This window comes from Micromonospora palomenae, assembly GCF_007829925.1.
GTDB lineage: Bacteria > Actinomycetota > Actinomycetes > Mycobacteriales > Micromonosporaceae > Micromonospora > Micromonospora purpureochromogenes.
Window position 1 is genome coordinate 1,988,711 of record NZ_VIXA01000001.1, and the last position, 19,830, is coordinate 2,008,540.

20 protein-coding genes are annotated in these 19,830 nt (G+C 73.7%); 2 read left to right on the forward strand and 18 right to left on the reverse strand.

Annotated features, from left to right (window positions below):
- Positions 1-8: 8 nt before the first annotated feature.
- A complete protein-coding gene (locus tag FHX75_RS08945) occupies positions 9-425 on the forward strand; it encodes a DNA-binding protein (protein WP_154937993.1) in 417 nt (138 codons plus the stop codon).
- A gap of 204 nt (positions 426-629) precedes the next feature.
- Positions 630-983, forward strand: coding sequence for an MmcQ/YjbR family DNA-binding protein (locus tag FHX75_RS08950; RefSeq protein WP_154937995.1), 354 nt, complete (start codon positions 630-632; stop codon positions 981-983).
- Between the two features lie 39 nt (positions 984-1,022).
- Here FHX75_RS08950 and argH read toward each other — a convergent pair whose 3' ends face one another.
- The 18 genes from argH to FHX75_RS09040 form a co-directional block, all read right to left on the reverse strand.
- Positions 1,023-2,486 (reverse strand): argininosuccinate lyase, encoded by a 1,464-nt coding sequence (argH, locus tag FHX75_RS08955; protein WP_154938953.1) that lies wholly within the window; start codon positions 2,484-2,486, stop codon positions 1,023-1,025.
- A 14-nt stretch (positions 2,487-2,500) separates the two neighbouring features.
- Positions 2,501-3,706 (reverse strand): argininosuccinate synthase, encoded by a 1,206-nt coding sequence (locus FHX75_RS08960; RefSeq protein WP_154937997.1) that lies wholly within the window; start codon positions 3,704-3,706, stop codon positions 2,501-2,503.
- Entirely contained in the window at positions 3,703-4,218 is a 516-nt protein-coding gene (locus tag FHX75_RS08965) for an arginine repressor (protein ID WP_154937999.1), read from the reverse strand. Before FHX75_RS08965 ends, FHX75_RS08960 begins: the two co-directional genes overlap by 4 nt.
- Positions 4,215-5,141, reverse strand: coding sequence for an ornithine carbamoyltransferase (argF, locus tag FHX75_RS08970; protein WP_154938001.1), 927 nt, complete (start codon positions 5,139-5,141; stop codon positions 4,215-4,217). The genes FHX75_RS08965 and argF overlap by 4 nt, the downstream gene beginning before the upstream one ends.
- Positions 5,138-6,364 carry an acetylornithine transaminase gene (locus tag FHX75_RS08975; protein ID WP_154938003.1) on the reverse strand — a complete coding sequence of 409 codons (1,227 nt, stop codon included), beginning with the start codon at positions 6,362-6,364 and terminating at the stop codon, positions 5,138-5,140. Before FHX75_RS08975 ends, argF begins: the two co-directional genes overlap by 4 nt.
- Complete coding sequence (gene argB / locus FHX75_RS08980; RefSeq protein WP_154938005.1) at positions 6,361-7,248, reverse strand: acetylglutamate kinase; 888 nt, start codon at positions 7,246-7,248, stop codon at positions 6,361-6,363. The genes FHX75_RS08975 and argB overlap by 4 nt, the downstream gene beginning before the upstream one ends.
- Complete coding sequence (gene argJ / locus FHX75_RS08985; protein WP_154938007.1) at positions 7,245-8,417, reverse strand: bifunctional glutamate N-acetyltransferase/amino-acid acetyltransferase ArgJ; 1,173 nt, start codon at positions 8,415-8,417, stop codon at positions 7,245-7,247. The genes argB and argJ overlap by 4 nt, the downstream gene beginning before the upstream one ends.
- A complete protein-coding gene (gene argC / locus FHX75_RS08990) occupies positions 8,414-9,415 on the reverse strand; it encodes an N-acetyl-gamma-glutamyl-phosphate reductase (protein WP_154938009.1) in 1,002 nt (333 codons plus the stop codon). The genes argJ and argC overlap by 4 nt, the downstream gene beginning before the upstream one ends.
- A gap of 173 nt (positions 9,416-9,588) precedes the next feature.
- Complete coding sequence (locus FHX75_RS08995) at positions 9,589-10,614, reverse strand: NAD-dependent epimerase/dehydratase family protein (RefSeq protein WP_154938010.1); 1,026 nt, start codon at positions 10,612-10,614, stop codon at positions 9,589-9,591.
- Between the two features lie 8 nt (positions 10,615-10,622).
- A complete protein-coding gene (locus tag FHX75_RS09000) occupies positions 10,623-11,411 on the reverse strand; it encodes a glycosyltransferase family 2 protein (protein WP_154938011.1) in 789 nt (262 codons plus the stop codon).
- On the reverse strand, positions 11,408-12,619 hold the full coding sequence (locus tag FHX75_RS09005) for a nucleotide sugar dehydrogenase (RefSeq protein WP_154938012.1): 1,212 nt from the start codon (positions 12,617-12,619) through the stop codon (positions 11,408-11,410). Before FHX75_RS09005 ends, FHX75_RS09000 begins: the two co-directional genes overlap by 4 nt.
- Positions 12,620-12,958: 339 nt before the next feature.
- Complete coding sequence (gene pheT / locus FHX75_RS09010; RefSeq protein ID WP_154938014.1) at positions 12,959-15,505, reverse strand: phenylalanine--tRNA ligase subunit beta; 2,547 nt, start codon at positions 15,503-15,505, stop codon at positions 12,959-12,961.
- Between the two features lie 40 nt (positions 15,506-15,545).
- The gene (gene pheS, locus FHX75_RS09015) at positions 15,546-16,625 is read right to left on the reverse strand and encodes a phenylalanine--tRNA ligase subunit alpha (protein WP_154938016.1); all 1,080 of its coding nucleotides are present in this window, start codon (positions 16,623-16,625) and stop codon (positions 15,546-15,548) included.
- Between the two features lie 215 nt (positions 16,626-16,840).
- Entirely contained in the window at positions 16,841-17,680 is an 840-nt protein-coding gene (locus tag FHX75_RS09020; protein WP_154938018.1) for a TrmH family RNA methyltransferase, read from the reverse strand.
- Between the two features lie 29 nt (positions 17,681-17,709).
- Positions 17,710-18,102: a 50S ribosomal protein L20 gene (gene rplT, locus FHX75_RS09025; protein ID WP_030335718.1), complete on the reverse strand. Its 393-nt coding sequence runs from the start codon at positions 18,100-18,102 to the stop codon at positions 17,710-17,712.
- Positions 18,103-18,134: 32 nt separating this feature from the next.
- Positions 18,135-18,329, reverse strand: a complete 195-nt coding sequence (rpmI, locus tag FHX75_RS09030; protein WP_026267805.1) for a 50S ribosomal protein L35 — start codon at positions 18,327-18,329, stop codon at positions 18,135-18,137.
- 19 nt (positions 18,330-18,348) lie between these two features.
- A complete protein-coding gene (infC, locus tag FHX75_RS09035; protein WP_089015062.1) occupies positions 18,349-18,999 on the reverse strand; it encodes a translation initiation factor IF-3 in 651 nt (216 codons plus the stop codon).
- 347 nt (positions 19,000-19,346) lie between these two features.
- Positions 19,347-19,820 (reverse strand): PH domain-containing protein, encoded by a 474-nt coding sequence (locus FHX75_RS09040; protein ID WP_211364366.1) that lies wholly within the window; start codon positions 19,818-19,820, stop codon positions 19,347-19,349.
- Positions 19,821-19,830: the final 10 nt, after the last annotated feature.

The window sequence follows — 19,830 nt, forward strand, 5'->3', positions numbered from 1 at the left end:
CTGGAGGCATGAGCGACGCCTTCACCGCCCCCGACGCGGCGCGCGCCCGCGCCCACCGCACCTACGCCGCGCTGGAACGCATCACCGCGCGGCACGCCGGCACCGAGGCGCGCCGCCGGCGCCACACCAACCCGTACCTGGCCGATCCGTACGAGGCGGTCGCGCTGGTGACCGCCCTCGCCGCCGGCGGGGCGGAGCGGGATCCCGGCGAGGAACCGGTCGACGAGGCCGACCTGACGGCAGCGTTGACCCTCCTGCCCCACCTGCGCGCCGAGCTCGACACCCTGGAGGCCGGGCTGCTGACCCTCGCCCGGGGGCGCGGCATGACCTGGCAGGCGATCGCCTTCGGGCTGGGGCTGGGCAGCGCGCAGGCCGCCAAGCAGCGCTTCGAGCGGGTGTCCGCCCGCACCGCCGGCACCGACTGACCGGCGATCGCGCTTCTGCCGGCCACCCGCAACGCCGAGGCGCCGGCTCCCCGACCGCCCGATCGGCGCCGAGGGGGCGGCTTCCCGACCGCCCGATCGGCGCCGCGGGGCCGGCTTCCCGACCGGCCGGTCGGCGCGGAGGGGCCCGAGGGCTGGACGGGTCGGAGAGACTGTGCCGGTGACCGCTGCCACCGGGAGGACGCGATGACGCGCGACGAGATGCTGGCGTACTGCCTCGGGAAGCCGGGCGCCCGGCTGGACCAGCCCTGGGAGGGCGACGAGGTGGTGAAGGTGGGGAGCCGGATCTTCGCCTTCCTCGGCTCGCCGGACGGGGAGGCGCGGGTCGGCGTGAAGTGCGGCCCGAACCGGGAGGTCGCCGACGAGTGGGTCCACCGGTTCCCGGACGACGCGAAGGCGTCGGCGTACATCGGGCGGTCGGGGTGGAACTCGCTGCGCCTGAACGGCGCGATCCCGGACGACGAGCTGATCGAAGCCGTCGACGGCTCGTACGAGGCGGTGGTGGCGAAGCTGCCGAAACGGGAGCGGCCGACGGTGTGAGGGGTCGGCGCGGCGTCGCGCCGCGCCGACCCGTCGACGTCAGCGGGGTACGACCCGCTCGCTGGCCCACTCCCGCCAGCCGGCCAACTTGTCGGCGGCGGCGGCGAGCTGGTCGGCCACCGGGCCGGGGCCGGTCGAGCCGGGCGTGGTCCGGGCGGCCAGCGCGGAGCGGACCGAGAGCACGTCGCGCACGCTCGGGTCCAGGTGCTCGCTGACCGTGGCGAGGTCGTCGTCGGAGACCTCGTCCAGGGCGCAGTCCCGGGCCACGCAGAGCGCGACGAGCTTGCCGGTGATCTCGTGCGCGTCGCGGAACGGCACGCCCTTGCGGACCAGCCAGTCGGCCACCTCGGTGGCCAGCGAGAAGCCCACCGGCGCGGCGGCGACCAGCCGATCGACGCGTACCGTCATGGTGGAGATCATCCCGGCGAGCGCCGGCAGCAGCAGTTCCAGGGTGTCGACCGCGTCGAAGGCCGGCTCCTTGTCCTCCTGCATGTCCCGGTCGTAGGTCATCGGCAGGCCCTTGAGCATGGTGAGCACGCTCATCAGCCCGCCGACGAGGCGGCCCGACTTCCCCCGGGCCAGCTCGGCGACGTCCGCGTTCTTCTTCTGCGGCATGATCGACGAGCCGGTGGCGAAGGCGTCGTCGAGCTCCACCCAGCCGAACTCGTGCGAGGTCCAGAGCACCACCTCCTCGCCGAGGCGGGACAGGTGCACCCCGACCAGCGCGGTGACGAACAGGAACTCGGCGACGAAGTCCCGGTCGGCGACGGCGTCCATCGAGTTGGCGAAGGACGTGCGGAAGCCCAGCTCCTTGGAGACGGCCACCGGGTCCAGCGGCAGGCCGGAGCCGGCCAGCGCGCCCGCCCCGAGCGGGCTGATCGCGGCCCGGTGGTCCCAGTCGCGCAGTCGCTCCAGGTCGCGCAGCAGCGGCTGCACGTGGGCGAGCAGCCAGTGCCCGAAAGTGACCGGCTGGGCGTGCTGGAGGTGGGTCATCCCGGGCGCGGCGGTGTCCACGTGCCGCTCGGCCTGCTCGACCAGCGCCTCGGCCAGCTCGACCAGCCGGCCGGCCACGCCCCGGGCGTGGTCGCGCAGGTAGAGCCGCAGGTCGGTGGCGACCTGGTCGTTGCGGGACCGCCCGGCGCGCAGCTTGCCGCCGAGGCTGCCGAGCCGCTCCAGCAAGCCCCGCTCCAGGGCGGTGTGCACGTCCTCGTCGTCGATGGTCGGGCGGAACTGCCCGGAGGCGCAGGCCGCCTCCAGGTCGTCCAGCGCGGCCAGGATGCGACCCAGCTCCTCCGGGTCGAGCAGGCCCGCGCCGGCCAGCACCCGGGCGTGCGCCCGGGAGCCGGCGATGTCGTACGGGGCGAGGCGCCAGTCGAACTGGACACTCACCGACAGCCGCGCGAGGGCCTCGGCGGGGCCGCCGGCGAACCGGCCACCCCACAGGCTCGTCCGGTTGGTGGCGGCGCTGTTCTCGGTCAGGCTCTTGTCGTCCACCCCGCCCATTGTGGTCCCCACGATCAGGAGCCACCCAGCCGGGCGTCCCGCGCGGCGGCCATCTTGCTGGGCAGGCCCCACAGCTGCACGAAGCCCTTCGCCAGGGACTGGTCGAAGGTGTCGCCGGTGTCGTAGGTGGCCATGCCGAAGTCGTAGAGGCTGGCCTCGGAGCGCCGGCCGGTCACGGTGGCCCGGCCGCCGTGCAGGGTGAGCCGCACCTCGCCGGAGACGTGCCGCTGGGCGTCGTCGATGAAGGCGTCCAGGCTGTCCTTGAGCGGCGAGAACCAGAGACCGTCGTAGACCAGCTCGCCCCAGCGCTGGTCGACGCCGCGCTTGAACCGGGCCAGGTCGCGCTCGACGGTGACCGCCTCCAGCTCCTGGTGGGCGGTGATCAGCGCGATCGCGCCGGGGGCCTCGTACACCTCGCGGCTCTTGATGCCGACGAGGCGGTCCTCGACCATGTCGAGCCGGCCGACGCCCTGGGCGCCGGCGCGCCGGTTCAGCTCCAGGATCGCCTGGTACGGGGTGACGGTCTCGCCGTCGATGGCGACCGGGTTGCCGGCGTCGAAGGTGATCACGACCTCGTCGGCGTCGCGCGGCTCGGCCGGGTCGGCGGTGTAGGAGTACAGGTCCTCGATGGGACCGTTCCAGATGTCCTCGAGGAAGCCGGTCTCCACCGCGCGACCCCAGAGGTTCTGGTCGATGGAGTACGGCGACTTGGCCGACACGTCGATCGGCAGGCCCTTCTCCTCGGCGAAGGCGATGGCCTTGTCCCGGGTCCAGGCGAAGTCCCGGGCCGGGGCGATGATCTTCAGGTCGGGGGCGAGGGCGCCCAGCCCGACCTCGAAGCGGACCTGGTCGTTGCCCTTGCCGGTGCAGCCGTGCGAGACGATCGTGCCGCCGTGCTTGCGGGCCGCGGCCACCAGGTGCTTGACGATCAGCGGCCGGGACAGCGCGGAGACCAGCGGGTAGCGGTCCATGTAGAGGGCGTTGGCGCGCATCGCCGGCAGGCAGTAGTCGGCGGCGAACTCGTCGCGCGCGTCGACCACCTCGGACTCGACGGCGCCGCAGTCCAGCGCGCGCTGCCGGATGGCGTCGAGGTCCTCGCCGCCCTGTCCGACGTCGACGGCCACCGCGACGATCTCGGCGCCGGTCTGCTCGGCGAGGTACGGAATGGCCACGGAGGTGTCGAGACCTCCGGAGTAGGCAAGGACGACCCGCTCGGTCATGGTGTGGTGCTCCCTTCAACATTTTCTTCCCGGCGGGCCCACCCGGCGAGCTTGTCGCCGAGCGCGGCCCCGCCGACGGCCTCGCGGGCCACGACGAGGATGGTGTCGTCGCCGGCGATGGTGCCGACGATCTCGGGCAGGCCCGCTCGGTCCAACGCGCTGGCCAGGTAGTGGGCTGCGCCCGGCGGGGTGCGCAGTACGGCGATGTTGCCGCTGGAGTCGACCCCGTTGAGCAGCTCGCGCAGCAGCCGGACCAGCCGGGCCGGGGCGGCCTCGGCGTCGCGCAGCGGCCGCTGGCCGTCCTCGGGGATCAGGTAGACGCCCCGCCCGTCGCCGCCGCGCGCGGTGACCGCGCCCAGCTCCTTGAGGTCGCGGGAGAGGGTGGCCTGGGTGACCTGGATGCCGTCGGTGGCGAGCAGGTCGGCCAGCTCGGTCTGCGAGTGGATCGCCTTGTCGCGGATCAGCTCGACGATGCGGCCGTGCCGGGCGGCGCGGGTCAGCGGGGCGGTCATGCGGAGGCCTCCAGGAGATACGTCAGCAGCGCCTTCTGGGCGTGCAGGCGATTCTCCGCCTGGTCGAAGACCGCGCTGCGCGGCCCGTCCAGCACCTCGTCGGTGATCTCCTCACCCCGGTGCGCGGGCAGGCAGTGCAGCACGATCACGTCGGCCGCGGCGTGGGCCAGCAGCGCGTCGTTGACCTGGTACGGCAGGAACGGGGTGATCCGGTCCAGCCCGTCGTCCTCCTGGCCCATCGAGGTCCAGGTGTCGGTGGCGACCACGTCGGCCCCGCGGACCGCCTCGACCGGGTCGACGAGCGCCCGGACCGATCCGCCGGTGCCGAGGGCGATCTTCTCGGCGCGGGCCACCACGTCGGGGTCGGGTTGGAAGCCGGCCGGGCCGGCGACCCGTACGTGCATCCCGGCGGTCGCGCCGGCGAGCAGGTAGGAGTGCGACAGGTTGTTGGCGGCGTCCCCGACGTACGCCAGGGTCCGCCCCCGGGTGCCGCCGCAGTGCTCGCGGACGGTGAGCAGGTCGGCCAGCAGCTGGCAGGGGTGGTAGCCGTCGGTGAGGGCGTTGACCACCGGCACGGTGGCGTGCGAGGCGACCTCGGCGATCCGGTCGTCGCCGTGGGTACGCAGCACGATCGCGGCGACGTAGCGGGACAGCACCCGCCCGGCGTCGGCGAGGGACTCGCCCCGCCCGAAGTGGGTGACCTGGGTGTCCACGACCAGGGGGTGGCCGCCCAGCTCGGCGATGCCGGCGTCGAAGGAGATCCGGGTGCGCAGGCTCTGCTTGTCGAAGAGCACCGCCACCGACCGTGGCCCGGCCAGCGGCGTGTACGCGAACCGGTCGGCCTTCATCCGGGCGGCCAGGTCGAGCACGGTGGACTGCTCGGCGGGGGTCAGGTCGTCGTCGCGCAGGAAGTGCCGGATCATGCGTTGACCTCCGTGGCGCTGGTCGTGGTCGGGGCGGCGGCCGGCGCGAGGTCGGCGGGCGCCGCCGCGTCGAGGGCGGCGGGGAGGGCGGCCAGGAAGGCGTCCACCTGGTCGGCGGTGAGGATCAGCGGCGGGGCGAGCCGGACCACGTCCGGCTGCACCGGGTTGACCAGGAAGCCCGCCTCGCGCAGCGCGCCGGTGACCGGGCCGGAGGTTGGCGCGGTGAGCACGATCCCGAGCAGCAGGCCGGCGCCCCGGACCTCGGCGACCAGCGGGTGCCCGAGCGCCTCGACGCCCCGGCGCAGCCGTTCGCCGGTCCGCTTGACGTGGTCGAGCAGCCCCTCGCTGGCGATGGTGGCGACCACCGCCAGGGCGGCCGCGCAGCTGACCGGGTTGCCGCCGAAGGTGGTGCCGTGCGAGCCGGGTGCGAGCAGCTCCCCGGCCCGGCCGAAGGCGAGGCAGGCCCCGATGGGCAGCCCACCGCCGAGCCCCTTGGCCAGGGTCACCACGTCCGGCTCGATCCCGTCGGCCTGGTGGGCGAACCAGTGCCCGGTGCGGCCGATCCCGGTCTGCACCTCGTCCAGGACCAGCAGGGCGCCGTGCCGGGCGGTGATCCGCCGCGCGTCGGCCAGGTAGCCGGCGGGCGGCACGACGACGCCGTTCTCACCCTGGATCGGCTCCAGGATCACCATGGCGGTCGCGTCGCTGACGGCCGCGTCGAGGGCGGCGGTGTCGCCGTACGCCACGTGGGTGACGTCGCCGGGCAGCGGGCGGAACGGGTCGGCCTTGGCGGGCTGGCCGGTGAGCGCGAGCGCCCCCATGGTCCGGCCGTGGAAGCCGCCCCGGGCCGCCACCACGTGGCTGCGGCCGGTGAGCCGGGAGAGCTTGAACGCCGCCTCGTTGGCCTCCGCGCCGGAGTTGGCGAAGAACACCCGGCCGGGCCGGCCGGCGAGGGCCAGCAGCAGCTCCGCCAGGGCCACCGGGGGTTCGGCGACGAACAGGTTGGAGACGTGGCCCAGGGTGGCGACCTGCCGGGAGACGGCGGCCACCACGGCCGGGTGGGCGTGGCCGAGGGCGTTGACCGCGATGCCGCCGAGCAGGTCGACGTACTCCCGGCCGGCCTCGTCGACCACGACGGCGCCGGAGCCGGAGACCAGCGCCAGCGGCGGCGTGCCGTAGTTGTCCATCAGGGCCTGGCCCCAGCGTTCGACCAGCGTGCTCATGCCGAAACCACCATCGTGCCGAATCCTTCCGAGGTGAAGACCTCCAGCAGCGTGGAGTGGGCGACCCGGCCGTCGACGACGTGCGCGGCGGGTACGCCCCCGCGCACCGCCCGCAGGCAGGCCTCCATCTTCGGGACCATCCCCGACTCCAGGGACGGCAACAGCTTCGCCAGCTCGTCGTCGGTGATCTCGCTGACCAGGCTGGTGGTGTCCGGCCAGTCGGCGTACAGGCCGGCCACGTCGGTGAGCACGACCAGCTTGCGGGCGTCGAGGGCGACGGCGAGCGCGGCGGCGGCGGTGTCGGCGTTGAGGTTGTGCAGCACCCCGTCGACGTCCGGCGCGACGGTCGAGATGACCGGGATCCGGCCGGCCGCGATCAGGTCGGTCACCGCCGAGACGTCGACCGACTCCACGTCGCCGACCTGCCCGACGTCCACCGGCTGCCCGTCGACGTACGCGGGCCGGCGGACGGCGGTGAACAGCCCGGCGTCCTCGCCGGAGAGGCCGACGGCGAACGGGCCGTGCGCGTTGATCAGCCCGACCAGTTCCCGGCCGACCTGCCCGACCAGCACCATCCGGACGACGTCCATCGCCTCGGGGGTGGTGACCCGCAGGCCGCCCCGGAACTCGCTGGCGATGCCGAGCCGCCCGAGCATGGCGGAGATCTGCGGGCCGCCGCCGTGCACGACGACCGGCTTGAGGCCGGCGTACCGGAGGAAGACCATGTCGGCGGCGAAGGCGCGCTGGAGCGCCGGGTCGACCATGGCGTTGCCGCCGTACTTGACCACGACGGTGGCGCCGGAGAAGCGGGCCAGCCAGGGCAGGGCCTCGATCAGCGTCTCGGCCTTGACCTGGGCCCGGGTGAGGTCCGCGGAGAGGCTCATGACGAGTACGCCGAGTTCTCGTGCACGTACGCGTGCGACAGGTCGTTGGTCCAGATCGTCGCAGCCGAGGAGCCGGCGTGCAGGTCGATCCGGATGGTGACGTCCCGGCCGGACAGGTCGACCTTGGCGCGGTCCTCGGCGGCGGCGCCGGAGCGGCACACCCAGATCCCGTTGACCGCGACGTCGACGCCGTCCGGCTCGAAGGCGGCGGCGGTGGTGCCCACGGCGGCGAGGATCCGCCCCCAGTTCGGGTCGTTGCCGAACAGCGCGGTCTTGACCAGGTTGTTCCGGGCCACCGACCGGCCCACCTCGACCGCGTCGGCCTCGGTGGCGGCGCCGACCACGTCGATCGCGATCTGCTTGGTGGCGCCCTCGGCGTCGGCGATGAGCTGCTGGGCCAGGTCGTGGCAGGCGGCGGTGACCGCGGCGGTCAGCTCCGCGGCGGTGGGCTCGACGCCGGACGCGCCGCTGGACAGCAGCAGCACCGTGTCGTTGGTCGACATGCAGCCGTCGGAGTCGATCCGGTCGAAGGTGACCGCGGTGGCGGCCCGCAGCGCGGCGTCGAGCGCCTCCGGCCCGGCGACCGCGTCGGTGGTGAGCACGCAGAGCATGGTGGCCATGGCCGGGGCGAGCATCCCGGCGCCCTTGGCCATGCCGCCGACGGTCCAGCCGCTGCCGCGGGCGACCGTGGTCTTGGGGCGGGTGTCGGTGGTCATGATCGCCTCGGCGGCCGCCGTGCCGCCGTCGCGGCCGAGCCCCCGGATGGCGCTGCGCACGCCGGGCAGCAGCTTCTGCATCGGCAGCCGCTCGCCGATCAGGCCGGTGGAGCAGACCGCGACCTCGCCGGCGCCGAGCATCAGCCGGGGGCTGACCGAGGTCAGCGCGGCGGCGGTGTGCTCGGCGGTGGCGTGGGTGTCCTGGAAGCCGGCCGGGCCGGTGCAGGCGTTGGCGCCGCCGGAGTTGAGCACCACGGCGCGGACCACGCCGCCCCGGACCACCTGCTGGGTCCAGAGCACCGGCGCGGCCTTGACCCGGTTGGCGGTGAAGACGCCGGCGATCCCGGCGTCGGGCCCGTCGTTGACGACGAGGGCGAGGTCGGCGGCGCCGCTGGTCTTGAGCCCGGCGGCGACCCCGGCCGCCCGGAATCCCCGGGGGGTGGTGACGGTCATGGTGCGACTCCGAAGGTCGTCAGGCCGGTGGTCTCGGGCAGGCCGAGCATGAGGTTGGCGCACTGCACGGCCTGGCCGGCGGCGCCCTTGCCGAGGTTGTCGATCGCGCTGACCACGATCACCCGGCCGGAGTCGACGTCGACGCCCGCCTGCAGGTGGCAGGAGTTCGCGCCCGCCGTGGCAGCGGTGTGCGGCCAGGCCCCCTCGGGCAGGACGTGCACGAACGGCGCGTCCGCGTACGCCCGGGCCAGCACGTCGCGCGGGTCGGCGTCGCCGGTCGGCACCGCGGTGACGGTGGCGAGGATGCCGCGCGGCATGGGCGCGAGCACCGGGGTGAAGGAGAGGCTGGTCGCGCCGGTGGCCTGCTTGATCTCCGGCACGTGCTGGTGGGCGCCGACCTTGTAGGGCGACAGGTCACCCATCACCTCGCTGCCGAGCAGGTGGGCCTTGGCGGCCCGGCCGGCGCCGGAGGTGCCGGAGGCGGCGACCACCACCACGTCGGTGGGGAAGACCGCGCCGGCGGCGATCAGCGGGGCCAGGGCGAGGGTGGTGGCCACGGCGTAGCAGCCGGTGCTGGCCACCCGGGCCGCGGCGGCGATCGCCGCCCGCTGGCCGGGCAGCTCGGGCAGGCCGTAGGTCCAGGCGCCGGCGTGCGGGCCGCCGTAGTAGCGGGCCCAGGCGTCGGCGTCGTGCAGCCGGTGGTCGGCGCCGAGGTCGACCACCTTGACCGTCGCCGGCAGGGCGGCGGCGAGGGCCGCCGACTCGCCGTGCGGCAGGGCCAGGAAGACCAGGTCCGCGTCGGCCAGGGCCGCCGGGTCGGTCGCCGTGAGCGTCAGGTCGAGGCCGGCGAGCTGCGGGTGTACGGCGCTGACGGGCTGGCCGGCCTGGGAATGGGCGGTGGCGGCTACCAGGTCGAGCTCGGGGTGCCCGGCGACCAGGCGCAGCAGCTCACCCCCGGCGTATCCGCTCGCCCCGGCGACCGCGACTCGAATGCCCATACTCACCTCCGCATGACTATGCAAAGAAGGCTAACGGCCCGGACCCCCTTGCTGCAAGTTCATACGTCCCACTGCATGGACATGTGATCGTGACTCCGGTCACCGGGCAGCAAAAGGCCCGGCCCGGGTCGCGGGACGCGAACCGGGCCGGGCGGGACGACAACGGGCGGGGACTACAGGCGGCCCTCCTCGACGGCCCGGGTCACCCACGGCACGACCTCGTCGAGCATCTTGTCCAGCGAGGTGGTGGCGGTGAAGTCGAGGACCTCGCGGGCCTTGGTCACGTCCGGCACCCGCTTCTGCACGTCGTACTGGTAGGGCTCGTCGGAGACGTACCGGAACGGCACGTCCGGGCCCTTGATCTTGTGCCAGATCAGCTCGGCCAGCTCCAGCACGCTGGTCGACTCGGCGGTGGAGAGGTTGAAGTCCTCGTTGCGGGCCGCCGGGTGCTCCACCGCGGTGGCGATGCCCCGGGCCAGGTCCCCGCCGTAGGTGTAGTGCCGCACCTGGTGGCCCTCGCCGAGGATGTGCAGCGGATCCTGCCCCTTGACAATCTTCTGCACCAGGTCCGGCACGACGTGCGACATGGCGAGCTTGACGTTGCCGGAGAGCACCTCGGCCTGGCCCAGCGCCCGCCCCTCCCCCACGCCGACGCAGTTGAACGGCCGGACGATCGTGTACGGCAGCTGGTACTGCTCCCAGGCGGCCCGGGCGTAGTACTCCACGGCCAGCTTCTGGAAGCCGTACGAGGACAGCGGCGGCGGGATGAGCCGCTCGTCGCCCTCCTTGCTGGGCCAGTGCTCGGTGGACTCGTAGACCATCGAGGAGGAGAGGTAGGTGACCTTCGCCAGGCTGCCCTCGCGGTGGGCGCGGATGGCCGCGTCGCAGGTGGCCGCCATGATCCGCTCGTTGGTAGCGAGCAGGTCGTAGGCGTAGGCGTGGAAGTAGGAGATGCCGCCGATCATCGCCGCCCCGGCGACCAGGTGATCGCAGCCGTCCAGCAGCTCGGTGAGCAGGTCGACGTCGCGGGCGTCGCCCTCCACGAACCGGAACCGGGGATGGGTGTCGTAGCTGTGGGTGACCGGGCCGTACTTGGAGAAGTTGTCGATGCCGACCACCTCGTGGCCCCGGCCCAGCAACTCCTCGACGAGGTAACCGCCGATGAAGCCGGCCGAACCAGTTACCAGGACCTTCGCCACGTGCGCTCCTATGCGGTCTTCTCGTACTCGGTGCTGTCCCGCTCACCGCGCGGGGCGGGCACGGCCGGGGCCGTGCGGGCGGTCAGCTTCTCCGGGCTCAGCCGTCGACCGTAGGCGAAGAAGTACCACCGCAGGTAGCCGGGGAGGAACCGACCCAGGTCGAAGTGGGACTCCCCCAGCGGCCGGTCCAGCCAGATGGTGGGGATCTCGGCGACCGGCAGCCGCAGCCGGGTGGCCTTCGCGGTCAGCTCCAGCCCGATCTCGAAGCCGGTGCGCGACTCGATGCCGACCTCCCGGACGAACGCCGTGTCGTACGCCTTGAAGCTGTTGGTGGCGTCCCGGGTGCCCACCCGGGCCAGCGTGTAGAGGCTGCGCCCCGCCCAGCGGGACATCATCCGCTTCAGCCGGGGCCCGCCGACCTGCTGCCCGCCGGGCATGTAGCGGGAGGCGGCGGCGACCACCACGCCCCGGTCCACCAGCCGGGCCAGCTCGTCGATCTGGCGCGGATCGTCACAGCCGTCGGCCATGGTGACCACGACGACCGGGCCGAGCGCGGCGTCGATGCCGAACCGGATGGCGTTGGCCGGCCCGCGCCCGTACGTGTTGAGCACCGCGCGCACCCGCGGGTCGGTACGGGCGATCTGCTCGACGTACGGGACGGTGGTGTCCTCCGGCATGTCGTGCACGATCAGCACCTCGGCCGGGAGCAGCATCTCGCGCAGCATCCGTTCGAGGCAGCGCAGGATGGCCTCGCCCTCGTTGTAGACCGGCACGATCACCGACACCCGGGGCCTCACACCCGCACCCCCGTCCCGGTCAGGCCCCACATGTCGATCACCGGCTTGTCGGTGTCCAGCCGGGCGTACTGCTCGTGGGGCGCGGCGATGACCAGCAGGTCGGCCCGGCGCAGCACCTCGTCCAGGTCGACCAGGCGCTCGTCGGCCACGTACGGGTCGGTGCAGATGGTCTCCCGGGTCTTCAGCGCCAGGATCTTGCGCAGCTTGTACGCCAGGCTCTCCCGCGGGTCGTCCGAGCCGCCCTTGAAGGCCATCCCGAGGATGCCCACGGTCAACTCGGACAGGTCGAACCGGTCCTCCAGCCGGGACACCAGGTAGAGCGGCAGCCCCTCGTTGATCAGCATCGCGGAGTGGCCCAGCACGAAGTTGTTCCGGTTGAACGCGGCCAGCTGCATGGTGTCCTTGAACAGGCACGGCCCGGCGGCGAAGCCCGGCATCGGCAGATCCGCCGCGCGCGGGTAGTCGTGGGCGACCGCGTGCCGGATCCGGGCGAAGTCCAGCCCGAAGTCGTTGGCCATCATCCAGAACTGGTTGGCGGTGGCGAACTTGATGTACCGCCAGGTGTTGGTGAACAGCTTCGCCAGCTCCGCCTCCTCCGGCTCGAGCGGGACGATCTGCTCGGTGAGGTGCCGGAACAGCTTCTCCGCCCGGGCCAGGGCGGCGGGCGTGCGGGCCGCGACGATCTGCGGCAGCGTGAACAGCTCGGTCATCGCCCGGCCCTCGGCGATCCGCTCCGGGCAGAACGCCACGTCCGCCTTGACGCCCTTGCCGGCGAGCAGCTTCTCGGTCAGCGCCGTCACGCCGGGGTAGACGGTGCTGCGCAGCACCACCAACTGCCCGTCGCGCAGGTGCTCGGCGCAGCGCTCCAGCGCGCGGGGCACCGCGCCCAGGTCCGGGTTGAGGTGCTCGTCGACCGGCGTGCCGACGACCACCACCAGGTGCTCGGAGGCGCCCACGGCAACCGGGTCGGTGGTGGCCCGCAGCCGGCCGGCGGAGACCGCCTCGGCCAGCACGTCGGCCGCGCCCGGCTCGGCGAAGGGCAGGGTGCCCGCGTTCACCGTGGCGACCGCGTCGGCGTTGATGTCGTACAGCACGACGGAGAGGCCGCGGGCGGCGAACGCGATGCCCAGCGGCAAGCCGACCCGGCCACAACCCCCGACGATGCAGACGTCGACGGAGAGCGGCGCGGGGCCCGGATCCTCGGACATGGGGTCAGCTCCCGGTGGGGGTGGTGGGGTGTGATCGGGGTGGTGAGTTGGAATCCAAGCAGGTTAACCGCTTCCATGTGACCGGTGGGTAGCCGAACATGCCGTCGGCGGTGGCCTTTCGGCCGATGGGCCACGCTCCGTGGCGCAGCGGTCACCCATTCGGAACCCGGCGTGGCCGAGGCTGCAGTGCCGGCCAGCGGCCAGTGCGTGTGGGGTGGCTGCGGGCGGCCGGTCAGCACCTCGGCGAGCTGCCGGCACGCTCGGTCGCGCCGACATCGGCCGGCGACGGACCCGACGAGGGCCCCTCCCGCCGTCGCGGAAGGGGCCCTCGCTGGCCGGTCAGGCGCCGCGCAGCGTGGCGCCGAACCGCTGCGCCGCGAGGGCGACGGCCGCGTCGCGGGCGGCCACCGCCTCCTCCACGGTCAGCGTACGGTCCGGGGCCCGGAAGGTGAGCTTGTACGCCAGCGACCGGCGTCCCGCGCCGAGCTGCTCCGAGGCGTACACGTCGAAGAGCCGGACGCTCTCCAGCAGCTCGCCGGCGCCCTCGACCAGCGCCTGCTCCACCTGGGCCGCGGGCACCGACTCGTCCAGCACCAGCGCCACGTCGATCAGCGCCGGCGGGAAGCCGGACACGGTCGGCGCGGGCGCGACCGGCGGGGCCGGCAGCGCGTCCAGGTCCAGCTCCATGGCGCTGGTGCGGCGGGGCAGCTCCAGCGCCGCCACCACGGCGGGGTGCAGCTCGCCGGCGTGACCGACGATCGCCCCGTCGACCAGCAGCTCCGCGCAGCGTCCCGGGTGCCAGGGCGCGTACTCGACGGCCCGCACCTCGATCCGGTCCGCGGGGATGTCGGCGGCGGCGAGCACCACCCGGCCGGCCTCGACCGCGTCCGCCCAGCCGGCCGCCCGACCCGGACCCCACCAGCCGCCCGGGTCGACGTCGCCGGCCAGCACGACCGCGACGTGCCGCGGCTGGTACGGCACCACCGCGTCGGCGGCGGCGAACTCGGCCTCGGTGGGCCGCCGGTCCACGCCCATCGCCGGCGGGGTGCCGGCGCCGACGCGCGGGTGGAAGACCGTCCCGATCTCGTAGATGGAGAGGTCCCGCTGGCCCCGGCCCAGGTTGCGCTTGAGGATGCCGAGCAGCGGGCCGAGCAGCGTGGTCCGCAGCACCGGCTCCTCCTCGGAGAGCGGGTTGGCCAGCCGGACCGCCGCCCGACGCGGGTCGTCGGCGAGCAGGCCGAGCTGGTCGGCGAGCTCCGGCGCGGTGAACGGGTGGGCCAGCACCTCGACGTGGCCGCGCTCGGCCAGCGCGCGGGCCACCGCCCGGCGGCGGCGCTGCTGCCAGGTGAGGCCACGCCCGGCGGGCGCGGTGGGCAGCACGGACGGCACCCGGTCGTACCCGTCGAGGCGGACCACCTCCTCGACCAGGTCGGCCGGGTCGGTGAGGTCGGGTCGCCAGGTCGGCGGGGTCACGGTGAGCACGTCCCCGGCGCCGGCCGCCACGCCGACCTCCCCCGGGTCCTCGGCCAGCCGGTCGGCGCCCCGGACGACGGTGCAGCCGACCTGCTCCAGCAGGGCGACCACCCGCTCCGGGGAGTACGCCACCCCGACCCGCCGGGACGGCAGGTCGGCCGGGAGGATGACCGGCCGCACCGGCCGGACGTGGTCGATGTCCAGGATCTGCTCGCCGACGGTGCCACCGGCGTGCTCGGTGAGCAGCCGCACCGCCCGCTCCAGGGCGACCAGCGGCAGGGCCGGGTCGACGCCCCGCTCCCAGCGCTTCGCCGCCTCGCTGAACAGCCGGTGCCGGCGGGCGGTACGCCCAACCATCACCGGGTCCCAGTGGGCGGCCTCGAAGAGCACGTCGGTGGTGCCGCCGATGACCTCGCTGGTCTCGCCGCCCATCACCGCGGCGAGCGAGATCGGCCCGGTGTCGTCGCAGATGACCATGTCCTCGGCGGTCAGGGTGCGGGCCACCCCGTCCAGGGTGGTCAGCTTCTCCCCCGCCTCGGCGCGGCGGACCACCAGCGGACCGTTGATCCGGTCGGCGTCGAAGGCGTGCATCGGCTGGCCGAGTTCGAGCATCACGTAGTTGGTGATGTCGACCGGCAGCGAGATGCTGCGCACGCCGGCCACGGTGAGCCGCCGCGACATCCAGCCGGGCGTCTCGGCGGTGGGGTCGATGCCCCGCACCATCCGCGCGGCGAACCGGTCGCAGCCGACCGTGTCGCGCACCTCGACCGGGTACGCCGGCTCGGCGGTGCCGCCGGGCGCGGGCGCCAGGCCCGGGTCGCGGAACGGCACGCCGAGGGCGTGTCCCAGCTCGCGGGCCAGGCCGCGCACGCTCAGCGCGTACCCCCGGTCGGGGGTGATGTCCAGCTCGACCACGACGTCGTCGAGCCCCACGACGGGGCGCGCGTCGTCGCCCGGCTTGGCCGGGGTGTCCGGGGGCAGCACGATGATGCCGGAGTGGTCGTCACCCAGGCCCAGCTCCTTGGCGGAGCAGATCATGCCGGCGGAGTTGCGCCCGTAGGTCTTGCGCGCGCCGATGACGAAGTCCCCCGGCAGCACGCCGCCGGGGAGGATCACCACCACCCGGTCGCCCTGGGCGAAGTTGCGCGCCCCGCAGACGATCTCCTGCGGCTCGCCGGTGCCGTTGGCGGCGCCGACGTCGACCCGGCAGAACCGGATCGGCTTCTTGAAGCCGGTCAGCTCCTCGATCTCCAGGACCTCGCCGACCACCAGCGCACCGGTGACGCTCTCCCGCAGGTCCACCACGGAGTCGACCTCGATGCCGAGGTCGACCAGGGCCTGCTCCAGGTCCCCGGTGGGCAGGTCGGCGGGGAGGTCGACGTACTCCCGCAGCCAACTGACAGAAACTCGCATGACTTCAGACCACCGTTCCCGTGACTCGTACCCGCATCGCCTACGCCCCGACCCCGAACGCGCGGGTGAACCGCACGTCGCCCTCGGCCATGTCCCGCATGTCGCTGACCCCGTGCCGGAACATCACGGTGCGGTCGATGCCCATGCCGAACGCGAATCCGGAGTAGACCTCCGGGTCGATGCCGCAGGCGCGCAGCACCCGCGGGTTGACCATGCCGCAGCCGCCCCACTCCACCCAGCGCGGCCCGTCCCGGTGCTCCGGGAACCAGACGTCGAACTCGGCCGACGGCTCGGTGAACGGGAAGTAGTGCGGCCGGAAGCGGGTCTTCGCGCCCTCGCCGAACATCGCCCGGGCGAAGTGGTCGAGCGTGCCACGCAGGTGCGCCATGGTGATGCCCTTGTCCACCACCAGGCCCTCGACCTGGTGGAAGACCGGCGCGTGGGTGGCGTCCAGTTCGTCGGTGCGGTAGACCCGGCCGGGCACCACCACGTAGATCGGCGGCTTGCGGGTGAGCATGGTGCGCGCCTGCACCGGCGAGGTGTGGGTGCGCAGCACCAGGCCGGAGCTCTCCGCGCCGTCGGACGGTGCGATGTGGAAGGTGTCCATCAGGCCCCGCGCCGGGTGGTCGGCGGGGATGTTCAGCGCGTCGAAGTTGGTCCACTCCAGCTCGACCTCGGGGCCCTCGGCCACCTCGTAGCCCATCCCGACGAACAGGTCGCTGATCTGCTCCATCAGGGTGCTCAACGGGTGGCGGGCGCCCCGGGGGTGCCGGTCGTACGGCAGGGTCACGTCGACCCGCTCCTCGACCAGCACCCGGGCGGCCTGGTCGCGCTCCAGGACCTCCTGGCGGGCGGCGTAGGCGCTCTCGATCGCCCGGCGGGCCTCGTTGACCCGCTTGCCCGCGTCGGACTTCGCGGCCGGCGGCAGCGCGCCGATCTCCCGGCGCGCGAGCGAGACCGGGGCCCGGTCCCCGAGGTGCGCGGGGCGCAGCGCGGTCAGCGCGTCCGGGTCGGCGGCGGTGGCGAACGCCTTCTCGGCGGCGGCGACGGCCTCGGCCAGGGCGGCCGGGTCCAGCAGGGCGACCTGCTTCGGGTCGTACGGATCGTTGCGGTAGCTCATGGCGTACGGGCACTCCCTCACGGCGGCGCCGGCCCTCACGGGCGGCTAGGCGAGTCTACGGACGCGCGGCTGTGCCGCAGCCCGCCGGTGGGAGTTACGCGGGAGGAAGGGGTCAGGCCCGCCGCCCGCCGACACCGGCGGGCTGGCTAAACGAACGCCGTGACGCGTTCACCATGCGGACGACTCCCCTGTGCTCAGTAGCGCGCGTGACGAGGTCAGCGCAGTGCTCTGGCTGAAGCGTACAGGCAGACGGCGGCGGCCGCAGCCAGGTTCAGGCTCTCGGCGCGGCCGTGCAGCGGCACCCGGACCCGGGCGTCGGCGGCGGCGGTCAGCTCCTCGGGCAGGCCGTGCGCCTCGGAGCCGAACAGCCAGGCGGTGGGGGCGGCGAGCCGCCCGTAGTCGATGAGGTCGTCGAGGTCGCTGTCGCCGTACCCGGTCGTGGCGAGCACGGTGAGCCCGGCGGCCCGCAGCGCGGCGACCACGTCGAGAGGGTCGGGGGCGCGGACCACGTCGACGTGGAACAGGCTGCCGGCCGACGCCCGCACACACTTGCCGTTGTACGGGTCGACCGCGTCACCGGCGAAGATCACCGCGCCCGCGCCGGCCGCGTCGGCGGTGCGCAGCACGGTGCCGGCGTTGCCCGGGTCGCGGATCTCGGCGAGCACCGCGACCAGCCGCGGGCCGGCGGCCAGCGCCTGCTCCAGCGGCACGTCGAGGTGCCGGCAGACGGCGACCAGGCCCTGCGGGGCGACGGTCTCGGCGAGCGCCGCCAGGGCCTCGTCGGTCACCTCGGAGACGGGCACGTCGGCGTGGGCGGCCTGCGCCGCGAGGTCGGGGTACCGGTCGAGGGCGGCCGGCGTACCGAAGAGTTCGGTGACCGTGCCGGCCCGGGCCAGGGCCTCGCGGACCGCCTGCGGCCCCTCGGCCAGGAACCGGCCCGCGGCGTCGCGGTCCCGGCGGCGCTGCAGCCGGCGGGCGGCGACGATACGCGGGGTACGCGGGGTGAACGGGCCGGAGACAGCGTCGAGGCGCCTCCCGCGCGATGGTGACTGCATGGGAGACGCCTCGATCTGCTGTGGGTGGATCAGGCGGCCTGGGCCGCGGCGCCACCGGTGCCCTCGGCCGCCACGGCGGCGCGGGCCAGCTCGACGATCGCGGCGAACGCCGCGGCGTCGTTGACGGCCAGGTCGGCCAGGATCTTGCGGTCGACCTCGATGCCGGCCAGGCGCAGGCCCTGGATCAGCCGGTTGTAGGTCATGCCGTTGGCCCGGGCGCCAGCGTTGATGCGCTGGATCCAGAGCTGCCGGAAGTCGCCCTTGCGGTCACGACGGTCCCGGTAGGCGTACTGCATCGAGTGCAGCACCTGCTCCTTGGCCTTGCGGTACAGCCGGGAGCGCTGACCGCGGTAACCACTCGCGGTCTCCAGCAGGGTACGACGCTTCTTCTGGGCGTTCACAGCCCGCTTGACGCGTGCCATCTCAACTCCTTCTTCGGTTCAGGTGGCGCGCGTCAGCGGCCGAGCAGCTTCTTGATGCGCTTGACGTCAGCCTTGGCCAGCTCGACCGTGCCGGTCAGCCGGCGGGTCTGGGTGGAGGGCTTCTTCTCCAGGTTGTGGCGGAGGCCGGCCTGCTGGGCAACGATCTTGCCCTTGCCGGTCACCTTGACCCGCTTGCCCATACCCGTGTGGCTCTTCATCTTCGGCATGTGGAACGTCTTCTCCCTGTTACTGGCCGCTGGTGTCAGCGGTCGGGCCGGTCTCGCCGGCTGCTGCGGTCTCGCCGGCCTCCGGGGTCTCGCCGGCCTCTGGAGCACCGGCCTCCTCCGCGGCCCGTTCCCGAGGTCCACCGCGGGACGCCGTGGCGGCGACCGCGGAGGCCTTCACGGCCCGGTGCGGGGCGAGAACCATGATCATGTTTCGACCGTCCTGCTTCGGAGCGGCCTCGACGTATCCCAGGTCCGTGATCTCGGACTCGAGCCGGCGCAGGAGCCGGTAACCCAGCTCCGGGCGGCTCTGCTCGCGACCGCGGAACATGATCGTCACCTTGACCTTGTCGCCCGCCTTGAGGAACCGCACCACGTGACCCTTCTTGGTCTCGTAGTCGTGCGGGTCGATCTTCGGCCGGAGCTTCATCTCCTTGATGACGGTCTGCTGCTGGTTACGCCGCGCTTCGCGCGCCTTGAGTGCGCTCTCGTACTTGAACTTGCCGAAGTCCATGAGCTTGCACACCGGCGGGCGCGCCATCGGCGCAACCTCGACCAGGTCCAGGTCGACGTCCGCGGCCAGCTGCAGGGCGCGCTCCAGCGGGACGATGCCCACCTGCTCACCCTCAGGGCCGACCAGTCGGACCTCACGTGCCCGGATCTGCTCGTTCACGCGTGGTTCGACGCTGATGGGGCCTCCTCGAGTCGAGTGTCCTGCGTGTGGCGACCCCGTGGGCCCCCGGGTGGGGGCCGCCGGAAAGCAGAAGGCCCTGGCGCATGCCAGGGCCCGCTCGACCGGTCGGCACGATCACATGATCGCGCATCCGGGACCGGGACGTGCCCGGAACCGGGGACCGGACCCGGCCACCGTCAGGGGCGACTCGGGTGGGAGCAGGCGCTCCGCTTCAAGACCGCCCGCACGTCGGAACGGGGGCAGTCTGGTCGACTCGGCAACACTACACCCTCGCCCCAGGCATCCCCAAACCGGGCTCGCAGGTCAGCGCGGGTGTGACCGGGGGCTCAGCGACTCGTCTGGCCGGCGGCCGACGCGGCCAGGTGGGCCTGGTGCAGCCGGCGCAGCGCGCGGACGCCCTCGACCGCGATCTCCTTGTCGGCGGCCTGGAGGGCGACCATCGGGAGCACGTCGTCGTCGTGCAGCTCCAGGCTGGCCCAGGGGGTGCCCCGGTCGAACCGCACCCCGCGGACGACCTCCCAGGGCAGCTCGTACGAGCCGATCACGTTGCGCACCCGCACGCCCCGGGCGTCCGCCTCGACCCGCGGTCGGGTGAAGAGCAGGATGGCCAGCGCGCCGAAGACGCCCAGGCCGACCATGGCGAGCTGGTCGCCGCGCTGGAAGGTGCCGTAGCCGTCGCCGGTGGAGCCGGTGAGCGTGGTCGCCACCAGGCTGAAGACCACCAGGAGAGCGGCGGCCGAGGCCCAGCAGACCACCCGGATGCGACGGGGCTTGAGGCGGATCAGCTCGGTATCGCTCACCCCACCAGTC

Bases quoted from the DNA above. Each gene is read 5' to 3' on its own strand.
- rpmI (WP_026267805.1), bottom strand. From the start codon at position 18,329: ATGCCGAAGATGAAGAGCCACACGGGTATGGGCAAGCGGGTCAAGGTG.
- FHX75_RS09005 (WP_154938012.1), bottom strand. From the start codon at position 12,619: ATGTCCGAGGATCCGGGCCCCGCGCCGCTCTCCGTCGACGTCTGCATC.
- argF (WP_154938001.1), bottom strand. From the start codon at position 5,141: ATGATCCGGCACTTCCTGCGCGACGACGACCTGACCCCCGCCGAGCAG.
- pheT (WP_154938014.1), bottom strand. From the start codon at position 15,505: ATGCGAGTTTCTGTCAGTTGGCTGCGGGAGTACGTCGACCTCCCCGCC.
- FHX75_RS08975 (WP_154938003.1), bottom strand. From the start codon at position 6,364: ATGAGCACGCTGGTCGAACGCTGGGGCCAGGCCCTGATGGACAACTAC.
- pheS (WP_154938016.1), bottom strand. From the start codon at position 16,625: ATGAGCTACCGCAACGATCCGTACGACCCGAAGCAGGTCGCCCTGCTG.
- FHX75_RS08965 (WP_154937999.1), bottom strand. From the start codon at position 4,218: ATGACCGCCCCGCTGACCCGCGCCGCCCGGCACGGCCGCATCGTCGAG.
- rplT (WP_030335718.1), bottom strand. From the start codon at position 18,102: ATGGCACGCGTCAAGCGGGCTGTGAACGCCCAGAAGAAGCGTCGTACC.
- FHX75_RS08950 (WP_154937995.1), top strand. From the start codon at position 630: ATGACGCGCGACGAGATGCTGGCGTACTGCCTCGGGAAGCCGGGCGCC.
- argJ (WP_154938007.1), bottom strand. From the start codon at position 8,417: ATGACCGTCACCACCCCCCGGGGATTCCGGGCGGCCGGGGTCGCCGCC.
- FHX75_RS09020 (WP_154938018.1), bottom strand. From the start codon at position 17,680: ATGCAGTCACCATCGCGCGGGAGGCGCCTCGACGCTGTCTCCGGCCCG.
- FHX75_RS08960 (WP_154937997.1), bottom strand. From the start codon at position 3,706: ATGACCGAGCGGGTCGTCCTTGCCTACTCCGGAGGTCTCGACACCTCC.
- FHX75_RS08945 (WP_154937993.1), top strand. From the start codon at position 9: ATGAGCGACGCCTTCACCGCCCCCGACGCGGCGCGCGCCCGCGCCCAC.
- argC (WP_154938009.1), bottom strand. From the start codon at position 9,415: ATGGGCATTCGAGTCGCGGTCGCCGGGGCGAGCGGATACGCCGGGGGT.
- argH (WP_154938953.1), bottom strand. From the start codon at position 2,486: ATGGGCGGGGTGGACGACAAGAGCCTGACCGAGAACAGCGCCGCCACC.
- argB (WP_154938005.1), bottom strand. From the start codon at position 7,248: ATGAGCCTCTCCGCGGACCTCACCCGGGCCCAGGTCAAGGCCGAGACG.